The organism is Hymenobacter sp. CRA2 (genome assembly GCF_002007105.1).
Classification (GTDB): domain Bacteria; phylum Bacteroidota; class Bacteroidia; order Cytophagales; family Hymenobacteraceae; genus Solirubrum.
Genome location: NZ_MVBC01000001.1, coordinates 858,675 through 872,584 on the forward strand (window position 1 = coordinate 858,675; position 13,910 = coordinate 872,584).

Below are 13,910 nucleotides of genomic sequence, written 5' to 3' on the forward strand. Positions count from 1 at the left end.
GTACTTCGCATTTGAGACATTTCTTCCGCTTCATCAATATGACCTCCAACAAACTCGTTTTGGGCCTGGCCGCCGCAGCTCTGCTGGGCCTGGCTTCGTGCAGCAGCGAACCGTCGGACTGGCGTCCGGACAATAAAGTATCCAACGACCTGGTGGCTCCTGGCACCCGCGAGTCGTACGACTTCGACCAAGCCACGGACGCGCCCAGCCAGCACAAGGGTGGCGCTATCGAGACGCCCATCAGCTCGCACATGGACGTGGAGCAAACCCTGGACCCGGCTAAAGGTGCGCCTGACCGCATGACGGCTGAGCACGGCCAGACGACGGAAGCCGCCAAAGTGGAAGGCAGCAAAATGGGCGAGGAAGGCACGCCGGCCGAAACCGACACGCACCACGACCTGAACGAAAACGGCGGCGGTCCGCAGAAAAACTAACCGCTCGACCGCGGCTCGACGTACTGCCCGTGCGCCCCGGCCTAGTCGCTGGCTACCGATATGCCAGCGGCCGGGCCGGGGCGCTTACTTGCTCACCGGGATTGTCAAATCCACGGCCAAGGCTAAGGTTAGTTCCCCTCCTCAGCTGAGGAGGGGCTAGGGGTGGTTGATGAACTAGAGCTAAATTCTATTTCTAGAAGTCGTTCAACGTTTGGTCAACCACCCCTAACCCCTCCTCAGCTGAGGAGGGAAACTAACCTTAGTCTTAGTCCTGGGTTTGCTAGGCGCGTGGCCGGCATTCATCGTTAATTTGTCGGGTTACGCCCTCCTTTTCCCTCCGCATTCCCATGCCGTACACCTATGCGCAGTCGGCCGAGTGGTTCAGCACGTGGTTTGATTCGCCCTACTACCACCTGCTCTACCACGACCGTAACCAAGACGAGGCGCGTTACTTCCTCGACAACCTGCTGCGGCATCTGCACCCCAAGCCCAAGGAGCGGCTGCTGGACCTGGCCTGTGGGCGCGGCCGGCACGCCATCTACCTCAACGAGCGCGGCTTCGATGTGACGGGGCTCGACCTCTCACCCGAAAGCATTGATGTAGCGCGCCAGCACGAAACAGAGCGGCTGCGCTTCTACGTGCACGATATGCGCGCTCCGCTGCCCTACGGCCCTTTTGATTTTGTGCTGAACCTGTTCACCTCCTTCGGCTACTTCGACGAGGAGGCCGAAAACGTGGTGGCCCTACGCAACGCGGCCGACGCCATGCAGTACGGCGGCAAGATGGTCATCGACTTCATGAACACCGACCGCATCGTGCGCGAGCTGGTGGCGCACGAAACCAAAACCGTTGATGGCATCGCCTTTGAGCTGCGGCGGCATCTTGAGCGGGATTTTGTCGTAAAGGACATTCGCTTTACCGACCGGGAAGGGCAGCCGCAGTTTTTTCAGGAACGAGTGCGCGCCCTGAGCGTGGAGCGGTTTCGTGAATACTTTTACCTGGCCGGCCTGCGGCTGGGCGAGGTGCTGGGCGACTACGACCTCCAACCCTACGTGGAGGGCGAAAGCCCGCGCATGATTTTCATTCTCAAGAAATAAAGCCCAGGCCGGGCGCCGCAAGGTGCCGGCCGGGCTGGTCTTTGCATGTTCGTAGCTCTACTGCTGCTGTTCGCCACGGTGCTGGGCGCTGGCTGGCTCACGCGCTTTGTGCCCACCGTCCACACCACCTGGCTGCGGCCCCTGCTGGCGTTCAGCGGCGCTTATCTGGTCACGCTCACACTCACGCACCTGTTGCCCGAGGCCTTAGCGCTGACGGGCGAGGCGCACCGCGTGGGCTATTTCGTGCTGGCGGGCTTCTTCGGGCAGCTGGTACTGGAGCTGTTTTCGCAGGGTGTGGAGCATGGTCACCAGCACGTGCACGCCGAGCACCCGCACGCGGGCGTACCCTTCCTGCTGCTTGGTTCGCTCACGGTGCATGCCTTTCTGGAAGGCAGCATTCTGGTGCATAACCCCCACGGCGAAGTACCGGGCGGCTTCTATGCCGTGCTTACGGGCGTAGCCCTGCACCACATCCCGGCCGCCTTTGCCCTGATGGCCGTGCTGGTAACGCGCCTCGGCAGCTTCGGCAAGGCTCTGCCCTGGCTGGTGCTCTTTGCCGCCGCCGCGCCGCTGGGCGTGCTGGCCAGCGACTATGCCGGCATCAGCCCTACGGAACAAGGTGGCTGGTACCCGGCGCTGCTGGGCCTCGTGAGCGGCAATTTTCTGCACGTATCCACCACCATCCTGTTCGAGGTCAGCCCTGAGCACCACATCAACAAGCGCAAGCTGCTGGCGACGGTACTGGGGGCCGGCTTGGCATTGCTGGTGAACGGGCACTAGGCTCGCCCAACGCGCGCCAGCAACTGCTGCAGCTGGGGTAGCTCGTTTAGCCGGTCCAGCTCCACCAAAATCAGCCGATGTAAGCGGCCGTAGCGTTCCAGTACCCGCTTTTCGCTTTCGAAAGGCGCATCTTCTAACCAGAAGAAGTCCGTGGTGAAGTCCAGGGCTTCAGTTTTCAGCGTGTCCCAGGTGGTGGGTTTTACAGACTGCAGCAGCTCGATAGTATCAGCATCGTAGTAGCCAGCCAAGTAGCGCACGGCCGTGGCCGCTTCGCCTCGACAATGTGTGGTCAGCCAGTAGCATTCAAACTGCGCCGTAACGAATCTGATGAAAGCGGCCCCGCCGATAGCAGCCTGCACCGGTCGCTTGGTCAGCAGCACTCCATCAATATCAAGGTACAGCCGCGTTTTAGTCCGCGTCCGTAGCCGGGTGGCGGCGAATCCAGGCTTCGAGCTGGGCGGTGCGGGCCGACTGGCGCATCAGCTCGTACTGCATCTGCAGCATGCGGCGGCGCATGGACAGCACCAGGTCAATGCCTTCGGGAGCGAGGTGCAGTTCGTGGTGCAGCCGCGCCAGGCGGGCCAAGTGGTCGGCTTCGTCTTCGATGAGCGGCTCGGGCTCGGCGGGCTGGCGCACGCGCAGCCAGCCCAGATCGGCCAGCTCGTGCAGGGCGTCTTCGGGGAGGCCGTACGTGCTGGCGCAGTCGCGGAAGGTGAGGGTGATGTAGTGGGGCATGGCGGAAGCTGGGCTGGGTTAGGCCGGCTGAGCCGACACGGTTTCGCCGCGGAGCTGGGCCAGCTGGCGCACCAGCTCCTTTTCCTGCTCGGTGAGGTGCTGCGGTAGCTCCACTTGCAGGCGTAGGTACAGGTCGCCGTATTGGCCGGCTTGCCCGTACACGGGGAAGCCTTTGCCGCGCAGGCGCAGTCGGGTGTTGTTGGCCGTTTCGGGCCTGAGCTTGATTTTGACCGGGCCGCCGAGCGTTTCCACCACCTGTTCGCCGCCCAGCAGGGCTTTGAACAAACTCACGGGCACGTCCATGGTCAGGTCGTGGCCGGTGCGCACGTAGCGGGCGTCGGGGCGGATGCGGAAGGTGATGAGCAGGGAGCCGTTGGGGCCGCCGTTGCGGCCGGGGGCGCCCTGGTCGCGCAGCCGAATGGTCTGGCCGTCTTCCACGCCGGGCTTGATGGTCAGGCGCAGGCTCTTGCCGTTCACGTTCACGGTGCGCGGACCGCCGTGGTAGGCTTCCTCCAAGGTCAGCTCCATGTCGGCCTGGTAATCGTGGCCGGCGGCGGGGCGGCTGCTGCGGGCGCGGCCCCCGGCCATGTTGCCGAAAAGGGAGCCAAAAAAGTCGGAGAAGTCGCCCGCGTCGCCGAAATCGGCCCCGCCTCCAAAGCTGCCCTGCCCGGCGTACTGCGACCAATCGAAACCGCCCGCTTCGCCGAAGCCGCCGCGGCCGCCACCCTGCTGGTAGCGCTGCCAGTCGGCGCCCAGCTGGTCGTACTTCTGGCGCTTCTCGTCGTCGGACAGCACTTCGTTGGCCTCGTTCACCTCCTTGAACTTGCGCTCCGCCTCCGGGTCGTTGGGGTTCACATCGGGGTGATACTGCCGGGCCAGCTTGCGGTACGCCTTCTTAATCTGGTCCTTGGTGGCGGTTTTCTCCACCCCCAGAATCTTGTAATAGTCCTTGTAGTCCATTGGAAGAATTGTCAAATGGCCAAAGGCTAAATGGCTGGCCGTTCTGCTAGTGCAAGTAAGAACAATCAACCATTTAACCAGTTGGTCATTCAGCCATTCACTTTTTCAGCGGGTCGTGGCCCCAGTTCATCAGGGAGTAGCGCCAGCGCGAGGTTTCCACCTCCTTTTTATCGTGCGGGCCCTGAGCCGAGTGACGGCTGATGTAGCTGTGCACTTTGTGCATGTGCTCTTCGTCGGCGGCCGTGAGGTCGGCTTTTTTCTTGTGCAGAATCTCGATGATGCGCTGGCCGGAGTGGTGCCCGATGCTCTCCCCGTCGCCGCTATCCTGCCCCACGGATTTGGATTCTTCCGTCTTCAGCCATTTCTCAATCTCGGCGGCCGTCATGTTAACGTCGGCTTTGAATTGCTGGTAAATCTCGTCAGGGCCTTTCGTAGTCATGGCGTTGCGGCGTCAGGGTGAACGAATACCGAAGTTGGTCCGTTTGTTGCCTCAACGGCCGGCAGCCGGCGCGGGTTGTATTTGCCCGGTATGCCGTCTTTGTCGTATATTTCATTTCAACCTCTCTTACCTCCCCATTTTCCCATGAAGTTTTTCTCGACTCTCCTGACCCTGGGGCTGCTCACGCTCGGAGTGGCCGTTCAAGCGCAGACGCGCCCGGCCCCGCGCCGCGCTGCCGTACCGCAGCGCCCCGTAATGGGCACCGCCGGTGTGAAGGATGGCTTTGCGATGAAAGAAGGCAAAGTAATGCACACCCAAAACGGCCATACCATGCCTGTTGGAGCCCTCGTGACGCTGCCCAACGGCACCAAAGTGCAGCCCGACGGTGTGGTGATTTTGGCCGATGGCAGCACTGCCCAGCTGCAGGAAGGCGACTACATGTCGCCGAGCGGCCGCATGACCACGGCCCGCATGAAAGCCGAGCAGGACAGCCTGGCCCGTGCCGCGCAGCAAGACCTCAAGAACAAAGGCAAAAAGAAGAAAGGCAAGTAAGCCTCACTTCGACTTTGCAGTGATGAAAAAGCCCGCGGCACAATGCCGCGGGCTTTTTTCGTCAGTGAATTTTGGCGGGCATCCTGACGCAGGGAGGCCCTCACCATACGTGAACGACGCGTATCAGACAGCTGCTAGCCGAGGTGAACAGGACCTGCGCATTCTGCTCAGCAGCCGGAAGGGCTTAAGCCACGGTATAGTCCTGAAAGATTTCGTAGGCTTCGGCGTCTTCGCGGGCTTCCACGATTTCATCGATGACGAACTGCACTTCGGTTTCGGACCAGCCCTGCTGCTCGGCGGCTTTCACAAACTGGCTCAGAATGATGAACCGGCTGGTTGTCACCGGCGGCAAGACCCATTTTACTTTTTTGCGGATGCGCATGGCGAAAGAAGCTACTATAGAATGAGTTACCGGCCGGCGCTGGCCCGGCGTACCACCTGAACCTTGACGGGCGCCACCCCGGCTTTGTCGACGCCAATCTTGTGGGCGGCCTTCTTCGACAAGTCGATGATGCGGCCCTTGACGTGCGGGCCCCGGTCGTTGACGGTGACTTTGACGGAGCGGCCGTTGGCGGGGTTGGTCACGCGCACCACCGTGCCGAAGGGCAGCGTGTTGTGAGCCGCCGTTTTTTTGCCGGGCCGGTACGGAATGCCGCTGGCCGTTTTCTTGCCGGCAAACTTATCGGCGTAGTACGAGGCCTTGCCCGACTCGATGACGCCTTTGCTGCTGCTGCAGCTAGTGAGCAGGGCAGTAGCAGTCAGCAGAGCGGCGGTGGAGCGGAGTACCAGGCGGATAATACGGTGCATCATAGGCGGAAATCGAGGCCGAAGAGCTAGTTACGGACTTCTTTGGAGGCTTCGGGGCGCTTGGGTGGAATGCGCAGCGCCAGCAACCCCTGGAAGCTGCCCTGGTACACGTTGAAGTCCACGGTGCCGCGGATGCCGGGCACGTACGATTCGTCGGAGTGCTGCCAGATAATCCACTTGTCGCGGGGCAGGGCGGGGCGCTCCACTTCGTAGTGGGCCAGCCAGAGCGGGTACTTATCGAAGTGGCCGGCGAGGTAGCGGCGGTAGAAGCTGTAGTTGGAGTAGAGAATGGGCCGCACACCGTAGTGGCGTTCCACCAGCCGCAGCCAGGTGGCAATGCCTTGGCGCATTACGGCCACATCGTGAAATTCGGGCGCTTCCACGTCGAGCACAGGCGGCAGGTCGCCGGGCTGCAGGTCGGCGGTACGCACAAACAGGTTGGCCTGGGCCGTGCCGTCGTAGTTGGGCTGGAAGAAGTGGTACGCTCCGCGGCAGATACCGGCCTGCTTGGCGCCGCGCCAGTTGCGCGCGAAGCGCCGGTCGCGCAGGCTCACGCCCTCGGTGGCCTTGATGAAGGCAAAGCGCACCCGGTGCTGCGCCACCTCGTCCCAATCAATGCGGCCCTGGTACGACGACACATCGATGCCATGCACCGAGTAGCCTTCCAGCAGCGGGGTTTTTTCGCGGCCGGTGAGCTTGTCGGCTACCAGCGTGGCCCAGGCCCGGCGGGCGTAGCGGTTGAGCTGGCGCCGGTAGTAGCCGTAGAACGCGCCCGTGCCCAGCACCACGAGCAGCAATACCCACAGCAGCGCCTTGCCAGCTCCCGAGGAGCGGGGAGGGGCGGGCCGCCGGGCGGCTGGAGCGGTGGTGCGACGGACGCGGGGCATGGCAGGCAAAACAGGCTCGGGAGCGAAGATAACGCGAATTCGGCCCTAACTCGTGCCTCGAATGGTGCTGGGTTGCGCCCGAACCGGTAATTTGCCCCGTTCCTCATCCCTCCTTTCTATGGCTGCCGACGTCCGCTCCGAAGCCTCCGGCCCCCGCGTATTTCTTATTGGTTTAGCGGGCTTTATCGTCTTCGAGACGGTGGCGTACCTGCTGCTGAGCTGGGCCACCTCAAGCCTGGGCCAGAGCAACCAGATGCAGGCCGAAAACACCATCGTGCCGAACTGGGTGAAGACCACCATTTTTCTGCTGGGGCACCTGGCGCTGGTGGTAGTGGCCCTGCTGATGCTCAGCAACCGCCTGCCCCGGCACTACCGCGGCCAGATCATGCGCTGGTTCCTGCTCTCGTTGGTGGTGATGTTTCTGCAGCTGATCCTGCTCTTTGGGTAATGGCGGAGGCGCCGCCGTCGCTCCAGCCCGAAAGACGACCGACAAGCCCGCTAAAAACGAAAAAGCCACTGCAGCAACGCAGTGGCGGTGAAACCATGTACGGGTGTCGGTCGGTCCCGACGTTATGAACAAGCAAGGGCCGCAGCCCGCAGTGCCTTAGTTGTAGCGAATGTCGATTTCGCGCTGGCGGTTGCTCGGGTCCTGGTACGGAATCCGTACGCGCAGCTCACCGCCTTCGTGCTCCGCCTCGATGCGGGTGAGGTCCAACTCGCGGGGCAGCTGGAAGGTGTGCACGAACAGCGGGGCCACCAGCTCATCCTCGGGCGAATGACGGTACTCGGCGAAAATGTCCAAGCGGTTGTTGTTCAGCACGACGTGGAAGGTCTCGGGCCGCACGCTCGGCGCCGACACCCGGATGACCACGCCTTGTTCGCGCTTTTGCACGCGCACCTGCGGTTGTGCCACCCCGCCGCCCAACGTGTTGAGCAGGTCAAGTTGGGGAGCAATGTTCTGCAGGAATTCTTGGCTAATGAGCTTCATGGTGTAGGTCCTCCTTCTGTGATTCAGAGGGTTATTTGCAAACCGCGTACCAACCAAACTACTCGGCATGCTGTCATAGTTGGGTGCCAAAGTGGCCGCGTATCTCGGTTTAAACGCCGTATGAGCACGCCAGTCTGGCAGCCGGGCTGGAACCGCTCTGGTCAGACTAAGGGGTACGTACATTGGATCTACATAACAAAACCGGGTTTCCTCAGCGGAAGAAACCCGGTTTTGAATTACTAGCTCGAACGCGCCAGGGCTCAGATGCCGGCCCCGCGGCTGCCGGTGCCGGCACCATCGTCCGGGTGCCCGTCGCCGTAGCTGTCGGCGGAAGAGCTGGGGTTGATCCAGGACGGCGACATGCTGCCGGGTTGGCCGCCAACGTTTAGTTGATTGCCGGCTGCACCGCTGGCATCGGCCATGATGGCGTTGCTTTGCGGCTCGGTCATGCGGCCGCCCCGTACACCGGCGCCTTCACTGCCTTCGTGGCTTTCCACGGGTACATCGGTGGCCTGCTGGCCCATGCGCTCCGATACCTGCCCACCGGCCGCAGTACCGCCGGCTTGCCCGCTGCGAATTTGGATCTGGTGACGCACTGTTTTCTGCTGGTCCTTGGGCACCGAAATGCGAAGCACGCCGTCTTCGAAGTGCGCCTCAATGCCCTGGGCCGAGGCTACGTCGGGGAGCTGGAAGGAGCGGTGGAACGAGCCGTACTGGCTTTCCAGCACGTGGTAGCGCCGGTCGTTGCGCTCATTGTTCATCCGCCGCTCGCCCGAAATCGAGAGGCGGCCCTGCTGAAACTCCACCTTGATGTCTTCGCGCTTCATGCCGGGCAGCGAGGCTTCGATTTCGTAGCCCTTGTCCGTTTCGTAGGCGTCCACGTGCGGCGTGAAGGCGTTGAGCCGCCCGCGCGAGTTCAGCGAGTCGCTGAAAAACCGGTCCATCATGGCCGAGAAGCTCTGCGGCATCAGGTCTCCGAACGAGTCGGAATAACGTTGAATAGCCATGGCAATTACGGGTTTAGTAGGTTGGAAATGAGGCTGATTGGGCTAATAATTCTACTGGCTTCGTGCGTGCCGGGTTGCACGCAGTAGCGCCTCATTCGCAGTCTGCTAAAGCCGTAAGTGCAGAGGGCTGGCCAGCCCGTCAGCGGCCGTTAGGACGGCAACTGAAAATGCGGGTTCTGAATCACGCCGAACAGGTTGCCGAACGGGTCCTGCACCGTGCCGAGCAGGATACCGCTGCCTACGTCGTGCACGGCCTCGTGGGCCTGGGCGCCCAGCTCCAGCAAGCGGGCGTACGCCGCGGCCGCATCGGCCACGCCCCAGTACGTTACTGGGCCCGCCGCGCTGCCCACGGCGCCGTCGGGGTCGAGGCCCAGCTCGTAGCCGCCGACGTTGAAGCCCACGTAAAAGGGCTCGTCGAAGTAAGGTTGTTGGTCAAGAACCTGGGCGTACCACTGCCGGGCACGGGCCAGGTCGCCGACGGGGTACACGATGGTGCGTAAGCCCTGAAGCATAAAGGAAAGGGTGAAAGTGAGCCGGCAAGTACCGTTCCGGCGTCGCCAAAAGCAAATAACTCCGGCGGGCTGAACGTTGGGCCTTACTTCGGGCCGAATAGCCCGCACCCGTAGCCATCCGGGCAAGTCCCGCCGGGCCAATTGATTTCGTCGCACGTACTTTTGTTTCCCGCTCCCGTCCCTATGCCCCACCTCAGCTTTCTGCAGATTGACTACCGTCCCGGGCCCGGCCTGCTGATCGGGCGCTGGCTCCGGGCCGTCACAGAGGGCGAGCTGTACGCCAGCTACCCGGCGCTGCTAGAAACTGCCCTGGCCCACGGCTGCCGCTACTGGCTGCTCGATGCCCGGCGGCGCCTCAACGTGGAAGTAGCTATTACGCCCTGGCTGCTCAATGACTTTGCCCCCCGGCTGGGGCAGCACCTGGGTGGGCGCGTGTTCCTGGCGTATCTGGTGGCACCCATTCAGATGACCGACGCCGTGCCGGCTGATAAGGTCATTCCGCCCCAAGTGTACTTCGATGGCAAAAGCTGTCTGATGCAACGCTTTATCGATGAAGACGCGGCCTTGGCCTGGCTACAGCAACACCAAGCGCTGGCAGCAACTAAAGGCTAAATTTTTTAGTATAGGTCGAGCTGTATATTCAATATTTTTAGCATTTCTTTGCCCGTTGTTTCACCCGAACACCCCAGGTTATGGCACAGGAACCGCGCAAGGCCGCTTTGGGCTTCATCTTCGTCACGCTGCTCATTGACGTCATCGGGTTTGGCATCATCATTCCCGTGGTGCCCAAGCTGATTCAGCAGCTTACCGGCGGCTCCATCAGCGACGCGGCCCGGTACGGCGGCTGGCTGGTGTTTGCGTTTGCCGTGATGCAGTTCCTGTTTTCACCCGTGCTCGGCAACCTCAGCGACCGGTACGGCCGGCGGCCGGTGCTGCTGTTTTCGCTGTTTGGCTTCGGGCTGGATTACCTGCTGCTTGTGTTTGCCCCCACCATCGGCTGGCTGTTCGTGGGGCGCCTGCTGGCCGGCGTTACCGGGGCCAGCATGACCACGGCCACTGCCTACATTGCCGACGTGAGCACGCCCGAAAAGCGGGCCCAGAATTTCGGCATGGTGGGTGCGGCCTTCGGGCTGGGCTTCATCATCGGGCCGGCCATCGGCGGCGAGCTGAGCCACTGGGCGCCGCAGGTGCTGGGCTGGCTGGGGCAGCTGACGGGCAGCGTGCTGGATGTGCACCGCTGGGGCCCACGGGTGCCGTTTATGGTAGCGGCCCTGCTCACGTTTGTCAACTGGCTGTACGGCTTCTTTGTGCTGCCCGAGTCGCTCGACGCCGCGCACCGCCGGCCTTTCGACCTGCGCCGGGCCAATCCCGTCGGCTCGTTGCGCCAGCTGCAGCGCTACCCGGTCATCTTCGGTCTGGTCGGCTCGCTGATTTTCATCTACGTAGCGGCCCACGCCACCCAGAGCACCTGGTCGTATTTCACCATGGAAAAGTTCGGCTGGAACGAGGCTTGGGTAGGCCGCTCCCTGGCCGTTATCGGCGCCTTGGTGGCCGTGGTGCAGGGTCTGCTGATTCGCTACATCAATCCGCGCCTGGGCTCGGAGCGCTCCGTGTACGTGGGCATGATGCTCTACGCGCTGGGCTTTCTGCTCTTCGCCTTCGCCACGCAGGGCTGGATGATGTTCCTGTTTTCGGTGCCGTACTGCCTGGGCGGCATTGCCGGACCGGCCATTCAGGGGCTGATTTCGGCCCAGGTGCCGCCCAACGAGCAGGGCGAGCTGCAGGGTGGCCTGACCAGCCTCGTCAGTGCCACATCCATCGTCGGGCCGCCGCTGATGACGGGCCTCTTCGCCTATTTCACGGGCCCGAAAGCGCCCGTGTATTTTCCCGGCGCGCCGTTTTTGCTGGCGGCCGTGCTCACGGTCATTAGCGCGCTGCTGGCCGCCCGCTCCCTCTCGGGCGGAGGGCACCGGCGTCAGCCTGAGCAAGCGCCGGTGCCCGAACAAGCCCTGGTCGAGTAGCTTTGCCCAGCCCGCCCCTGCGGCGGCATGCCTTTTCCCTTAATGCGTATGCTCACCGTCCGTCCTGCCGTCACCACTGATCTGCCCGCCATCCTCGATATCGTGCGCCGGGTGGTGCCGCTGATGCAGGCCGCCGGCAATTTTCAGTGGGAAGCCGATTACCCCAACGAAGCCGTGTTTCGGCAGGACATCGAGCGGGCACAGCTGTGGGTGGCCGAACTTGATGAGGCCGTGGCAGGCGTGGCTGCCCTCACTACTGATCAGGACCCCGAGTACGCCCAAGCCGACTGGGACCCGGCAGAAACGGCCATCGTCACGCACCGCCTGGCCGTCGACCCTGCCGTACAGGGCAAGGGCATTGCGGCGGCGCTGCTGGCACAGGCCGAGCAGCTGGCCCGCGAGCGAGGCTTGCACTCGTTGCGCGTCGATACGAACTCCGAAAATCAGTCTACTCAGCGGCTATTCCCGAAACTGGGTTACCGGTTTGCGGGCGAAATCACGCTGGCGTTTCGGCCGGGCCTGCGCTTCTTCTGCTACGAAAAGCGGCTGTAAGCGCCATTGTCGACCAAGCATCGGTTTCGGGCCGCGGGCCTGACGTTCATTCGGGAAGCGCCTGATAGCCTTTAAGGCGCAGCTACAATCCCAGAACCCGGCTGGAAAGAAAAACGGCCCGGCGTACTGCCGGGCCGTAAATCGGTGAATACGCAGCTGATTACTTCAGCAAGTCGCGGCCGGCTGCCCACAGGCGCGACCAGTACGATGCCGTCGGCACGGGCACTTGGGCCTTCATGCTGGTCGACGCGGACCCTCCGCCGCGTGGCTTGCTGGCCGTGGCTGTACGGGCAGCGGGCTTGGCAGTTTTGCGGCGGGCGGTAGCCACGGGCATGCGGCTGGTTTTGCTGCGCCGGGCAATGGCCGAGGGCTGCGCGGGCATGCGGAAGGAGAGTACCGGGTTGCCATCGAGGGCGTACACGGGGTGCTGGCCGGTAGCGTCGCTCTGGCGGTATTCCACCAGGCGGGCGTAGTACGTGTGGCCGGGCAGCAGGTCGCGCACGGTGGCGGTGCTGTCGGGGCCGGCGGCTACCACGGAGGCGTTGCCGAGCATGGCGCCCTGCCCGAAGTTGGCGGCAGCTACGTAGTTAGTCCCGTCCTGGGGCAGGTCGTCTACCGGCGCCTTTTCCTGCAGAATCAGCAAGCGGTCAGTACCGTTGCCGTTGGTCCAGGAAAGGCGGGCCGCGGTGGGGCCGAGGGGTTGCATGCGCAGGTGCGCCGCGTTTTGCTCGGGCGGAAACAAATCGTAGGTGGGCCACTGACTTACCTGGCGCACGCAGTCCCAGCCCAGTTCTTCCAGGTCGTGCCAGAAGCGGTTGGGCACGGCGCGGCCGTTCAGCACAATGGCCCAGGTGTAGCCGGCCGAGGTGCGCACCACGCAGCTGGCCGAGCCATCCAGGGAGCCGGTGTGCCACCAGTTGCTGCGGTCCTTGTTCACCATCCAACCCTTGGCGTAGCGCTTGTTGGGCTCGTCGGAGGTGGCCATGGTGTCGAGGGTAGTGGCGCTGAGCAGATCGGGCCGGGTGGGCGAGCCGTCGACGGCCAGCAGCAGGCGCACCAGGTCGCGGGCCGAAAACAGCCAGCCGCCGTGGGCGTTCATGGCTTCCAGGTTCCAGCCGCCGTAGGGCATGGCCACGCGCTTGCCAGTGCCGTAGCACGACTCGCGCGTATCGGCGCTGAAGTACTCGGCTTCGCGCTCCAGCTTGTCGGCCAGCAGGTTGTGGCCCAGGTGGGCTTCTTGGATGCCGGCCGGCGTGAGGATGTGCGCCTGCACCCAACTGGCGTAGGGCTGCCCGGTTACCTGCTCGATAACCTTGCCCAGGATCAGGTAGCCCATGTTAGAGTAGGCAAAGCGCGAGCCGGGCGTGAAGTTCAGCCCGCGGCTGAGCACGAAGCGCACCAGCACCGAATCGGCCACCGGGTTGCTGGCCTCCATGGCCTTGGCCACGTGCAGGGGAAAGTCGATGGGGTCGGAGCTGGAGAAGTTGTCCACGCCGGCGTTGCGGTTCCAGCCGCCGGTGTGCTCCAGCAGCTGCTGCACCGTAATGTCGTAGATGCGCTGGTCGCGGATGACGTCGGTGAAGTACGCGCTGTGCAGGTAGCCACTGGGGCCGAAAACCTTGTGGTTGAGGGTCAGCTGCCCGTCTTCCACCAGTTTCATGATGGCCACGGCCGTCACCGGCTTCGATACGCTGGCCACCCGCAGCAGGTGCGCCGGCTGCATGGGCTCGGTGCGGGCCAGGTCGGCGTAGCCGAAGCCGCGGGCGTACACCAGCCGCCCTTGGTGGCTGATGGCCACCGACGCGCCTGGTATTTTCCAACGTTGCATGAACTGCCGCACGGCTGCGTCGCAACCGGCCATTGAGGGCTCCGCAATACCTGTTTGGGCCGCCGCCGCCAAGCTGCTAAACATCAGCCCTAGCAGTGCCCAGAAGAAAAACCGCTTCTTCACTCTCCAACCAAAGGGTAAAAGCTTTTAACCAGCCCGTTGCCCTCTGTGCAGGGTTTCGGATGATTCTACAAGTTTACCGGATTGCGAAGATAAAATTGCAATATTATAAGGGTATTAAATTGTTATTTTTCTAGGTGGTTGCGCTAGATAACTATGCAGCAGGGCAGGAGCCCAAATTGAGACGGGTA

Annotated in this window: 19 protein-coding genes; 8 read left to right on the forward strand and 11 right to left on the reverse strand. The window is 62.9% G+C overall.

Annotated elements, in window-relative coordinates:
• Window positions 1-38 precede the first annotated feature (38 nt).
• From B0919_RS03510 to B0919_RS03520, 3 genes are all read left to right on the forward strand, one after another.
• Window positions 39-434: a hypothetical protein gene (locus B0919_RS03510; RefSeq protein ID WP_078010795.1), complete on the forward strand. Its 396-nt coding sequence runs from the start codon at window positions 39-41 to the stop codon at window positions 432-434.
• Between the two features lie 347 nt (window positions 435-781).
• Window positions 782-1,531, forward strand: a complete 750-nt coding sequence (locus B0919_RS03515) for a class I SAM-dependent methyltransferase (RefSeq protein ID WP_078010796.1) — start codon at window positions 782-784, stop codon at window positions 1,529-1,531.
• A 45-nt stretch (window positions 1,532-1,576) separates the two neighbouring features.
• Window positions 1,577-2,311 (forward strand): ZIP family metal transporter, encoded by a 735-nt coding sequence (locus tag B0919_RS03520; RefSeq protein WP_078010797.1) that lies wholly within the window; start codon window positions 1,577-1,579, stop codon window positions 2,309-2,311.
• On the opposite strand, the gene B0919_RS03525 is transcribed toward B0919_RS03520, so the two are convergent.
• The 4 genes from B0919_RS03525 to B0919_RS03540 form a co-directional block, all read right to left on the reverse strand.
• Window positions 2,308-2,691 carry a hypothetical protein gene (locus B0919_RS03525; protein WP_078010798.1) on the reverse strand — a complete coding sequence of 128 codons (384 nt, stop codon included), beginning with the start codon at window positions 2,689-2,691 and terminating at the stop codon, window positions 2,308-2,310. The genes B0919_RS03520 and B0919_RS03525 overlap by 4 nt on opposite strands.
• A 28-nt stretch (window positions 2,692-2,719) precedes the next feature.
• Window positions 2,720-3,046, reverse strand: a complete 327-nt coding sequence (locus tag B0919_RS03530) for a chaperone modulator CbpM (protein ID WP_078010799.1) — start codon at window positions 3,044-3,046, stop codon at window positions 2,720-2,722.
• An 18-nt stretch (window positions 3,047-3,064) separates the two neighbouring features.
• Window positions 3,065-4,006, reverse strand: a complete 942-nt coding sequence (locus tag B0919_RS03535; RefSeq protein ID WP_078010800.1) for a DnaJ C-terminal domain-containing protein — start codon at window positions 4,004-4,006, stop codon at window positions 3,065-3,067.
• A 97-nt stretch (window positions 4,007-4,103) separates the two neighbouring features.
• The gene (locus B0919_RS03540) at window positions 4,104-4,445 is read right to left on the reverse strand and encodes a DUF3140 domain-containing protein (RefSeq protein ID WP_078010801.1); all 342 of its coding nucleotides are present in this window, start codon (window positions 4,443-4,445) and stop codon (window positions 4,104-4,106) included.
• A gap of 144 nt (window positions 4,446-4,589) precedes the next feature.
• On the opposite strand from B0919_RS03540, the gene B0919_RS03545 reads away from it, so the two are divergent.
• Complete coding sequence (locus B0919_RS03545; RefSeq protein WP_078010802.1) at window positions 4,590-4,997, forward strand: DUF6799 domain-containing protein; 408 nt, start codon at window positions 4,590-4,592, stop codon at window positions 4,995-4,997.
• 184 nt (window positions 4,998-5,181) lie between these two features.
• Here B0919_RS03545 and B0919_RS03550 read toward each other — a convergent pair whose 3' ends face one another.
• Genes B0919_RS03550 through B0919_RS03560 form a run of 3 tightly spaced genes read right to left on the reverse strand, consistent with a single transcriptional unit; the run spans window position 5,182 to window position 6,691 of the window.
• Window positions 5,182-5,379 (reverse strand): hypothetical protein, encoded by a 198-nt coding sequence (locus tag B0919_RS03550; protein ID WP_078010803.1) that lies wholly within the window; start codon window positions 5,377-5,379, stop codon window positions 5,182-5,184.
• A 26-nt stretch (window positions 5,380-5,405) separates the two neighbouring features.
• Window positions 5,406-5,807, reverse strand: coding sequence for a septal ring lytic transglycosylase RlpA family protein (locus B0919_RS03555; RefSeq protein WP_254846466.1), 402 nt, complete (start codon window positions 5,805-5,807; stop codon window positions 5,406-5,408).
• 23 nt (window positions 5,808-5,830) lie between these two features.
• On the reverse strand, window positions 5,831-6,691 hold the full coding sequence (locus B0919_RS03560) for a glycoside hydrolase family 25 protein (RefSeq protein ID WP_078010804.1): 861 nt from the start codon (window positions 6,689-6,691) through the stop codon (window positions 5,831-5,833).
• 118 nt (window positions 6,692-6,809) lie between these two features.
• Here B0919_RS03560 and B0919_RS03565 point away from each other — a divergent pair, with 118 nt between their 5' ends.
• Window positions 6,810-7,139, forward strand: coding sequence for a hypothetical protein (locus B0919_RS03565; protein WP_078010805.1), 330 nt, complete (start codon window positions 6,810-6,812; stop codon window positions 7,137-7,139).
• Between the two features lie 156 nt (window positions 7,140-7,295).
• On the opposite strand, the gene B0919_RS03570 is transcribed toward B0919_RS03565, so the two are convergent.
• The 3 genes from B0919_RS03570 to B0919_RS03580 form a co-directional block, all read right to left on the reverse strand.
• On the reverse strand, window positions 7,296-7,679 hold the full coding sequence (locus B0919_RS03570; RefSeq protein ID WP_176132831.1) for an Hsp20/alpha crystallin family protein: 384 nt from the start codon (window positions 7,677-7,679) through the stop codon (window positions 7,296-7,298).
• 260 nt (window positions 7,680-7,939) lie between these two features.
• Window positions 7,940-8,686, reverse strand: a complete 747-nt coding sequence (locus tag B0919_RS03575; protein WP_078010807.1) for an Hsp20/alpha crystallin family protein — start codon at window positions 8,684-8,686, stop codon at window positions 7,940-7,942.
• Window positions 8,687-8,835: 149 nt separating this feature from the next.
• Window positions 8,836-9,198 (reverse strand): VOC family protein, encoded by a 363-nt coding sequence (locus B0919_RS03580; protein ID WP_078010808.1) that lies wholly within the window; start codon window positions 9,196-9,198, stop codon window positions 8,836-8,838.
• A gap of 183 nt (window positions 9,199-9,381) precedes the next feature.
• On the opposite strand from B0919_RS03580, the gene B0919_RS03585 reads away from it, so the two are divergent.
• The 3 genes from B0919_RS03585 (at window position 9,382) to B0919_RS03595 (ending at window position 11,771) form a co-directional block, all read left to right on the forward strand.
• The gene (locus tag B0919_RS03585) at window positions 9,382-9,810 is read left to right on the forward strand and encodes a hypothetical protein (RefSeq protein ID WP_078010809.1); all 429 of its coding nucleotides are present in this window, start codon (window positions 9,382-9,384) and stop codon (window positions 9,808-9,810) included.
• Between the two features lie 80 nt (window positions 9,811-9,890).
• Complete coding sequence (locus B0919_RS03590; protein WP_078010810.1) at window positions 9,891-11,219, forward strand: TCR/Tet family MFS transporter; 1,329 nt, start codon at window positions 9,891-9,893, stop codon at window positions 11,217-11,219.
• Window positions 11,220-11,267: 48 nt separating this feature from the next.
• A complete protein-coding gene (locus tag B0919_RS03595; protein WP_078010811.1) occupies window positions 11,268-11,771 on the forward strand; it encodes a GNAT family N-acetyltransferase in 504 nt (167 codons plus the stop codon).
• 160 nt (window positions 11,772-11,931) lie between these two features.
• Here B0919_RS03595 and B0919_RS03600 read toward each other — a convergent pair whose 3' ends face one another.
• Entirely contained in the window at window positions 11,932-13,683 is a 1,752-nt protein-coding gene (locus B0919_RS03600) for a serine hydrolase domain-containing protein (protein ID WP_078010812.1), read from the reverse strand.
• Window positions 13,684-13,910 lie beyond the last annotated feature (227 nt).

What these genes read in the sequence shown, in the direction of transcription:
- B0919_RS03510 (WP_078010795.1), top strand. Translation starts at nt 39, where the DNA reads ATGACCTCCAACAAACTCGTTTTGGGCCTGGCCGCCGCAGCTCTGCTG.
- B0919_RS03515 (WP_078010796.1), top strand. Translation starts at nt 782, where the DNA reads ATGCCGTACACCTATGCGCAGTCGGCCGAGTGGTTCAGCACGTGGTTT.
- B0919_RS03520 (WP_078010797.1), top strand. Translation starts at nt 1,577, where the DNA reads ATGTTCGTAGCTCTACTGCTGCTGTTCGCCACGGTGCTGGGCGCTGGC.
- B0919_RS03530 (WP_078010799.1), bottom strand. Translation starts at nt 3,046, where the DNA reads ATGCCCCACTACATCACCCTCACCTTCCGCGACTGCGCCAGCACGTAC.
- B0919_RS03535 (WP_078010800.1), bottom strand. Translation starts at nt 4,006, where the DNA reads ATGGACTACAAGGACTATTACAAGATTCTGGGGGTGGAGAAAACCGCC.
- B0919_RS03540 (WP_078010801.1), bottom strand. Translation starts at nt 4,445, where the DNA reads ATGACTACGAAAGGCCCTGACGAGATTTACCAGCAATTCAAAGCCGAC.
- B0919_RS03545 (WP_078010802.1), top strand. Translation starts at nt 4,590, where the DNA reads ATGAAGTTTTTCTCGACTCTCCTGACCCTGGGGCTGCTCACGCTCGGA.
- B0919_RS03550 (WP_078010803.1), bottom strand. Translation starts at nt 5,379, where the DNA reads ATGCGCATCCGCAAAAAAGTAAAATGGGTCTTGCCGCCGGTGACAACC.
- B0919_RS03555 (WP_254846466.1), bottom strand. Translation starts at nt 5,807, where the DNA reads ATGATGCACCGTATTATCCGCCTGGTACTCCGCTCCACCGCCGCTCTG.
- B0919_RS03560 (WP_078010804.1), bottom strand. Translation starts at nt 6,691, where the DNA reads ATGCCCCGCGTCCGTCGCACCACCGCTCCAGCCGCCCGGCGGCCCGCC.
- B0919_RS03565 (WP_078010805.1), top strand. Translation starts at nt 6,810, where the DNA reads ATGGCTGCCGACGTCCGCTCCGAAGCCTCCGGCCCCCGCGTATTTCTT.
- B0919_RS03570 (WP_176132831.1), bottom strand. Translation starts at nt 7,679, where the DNA reads ATGAAGCTCATTAGCCAAGAATTCCTGCAGAACATTGCTCCCCAACTT.
- B0919_RS03575 (WP_078010807.1), bottom strand. Translation starts at nt 8,686, where the DNA reads ATGGCTATTCAACGTTATTCCGACTCGTTCGGAGACCTGATGCCGCAG.
- B0919_RS03580 (WP_078010808.1), bottom strand. Translation starts at nt 9,198, where the DNA reads ATGCTTCAGGGCTTACGCACCATCGTGTACCCCGTCGGCGACCTGGCC.
- B0919_RS03585 (WP_078010809.1), top strand. Translation starts at nt 9,382, where the DNA reads ATGCCCCACCTCAGCTTTCTGCAGATTGACTACCGTCCCGGGCCCGGC.
- B0919_RS03590 (WP_078010810.1), top strand. Translation starts at nt 9,891, where the DNA reads ATGGCACAGGAACCGCGCAAGGCCGCTTTGGGCTTCATCTTCGTCACG.
- B0919_RS03595 (WP_078010811.1), top strand. Translation starts at nt 11,268, where the DNA reads ATGCTCACCGTCCGTCCTGCCGTCACCACTGATCTGCCCGCCATCCTC.
- B0919_RS03600 (WP_078010812.1), bottom strand. Translation starts at nt 13,683, where the DNA reads ATGTTTAGCAGCTTGGCGGCGGCGGCCCAAACAGGTATTGCGGAGCCC.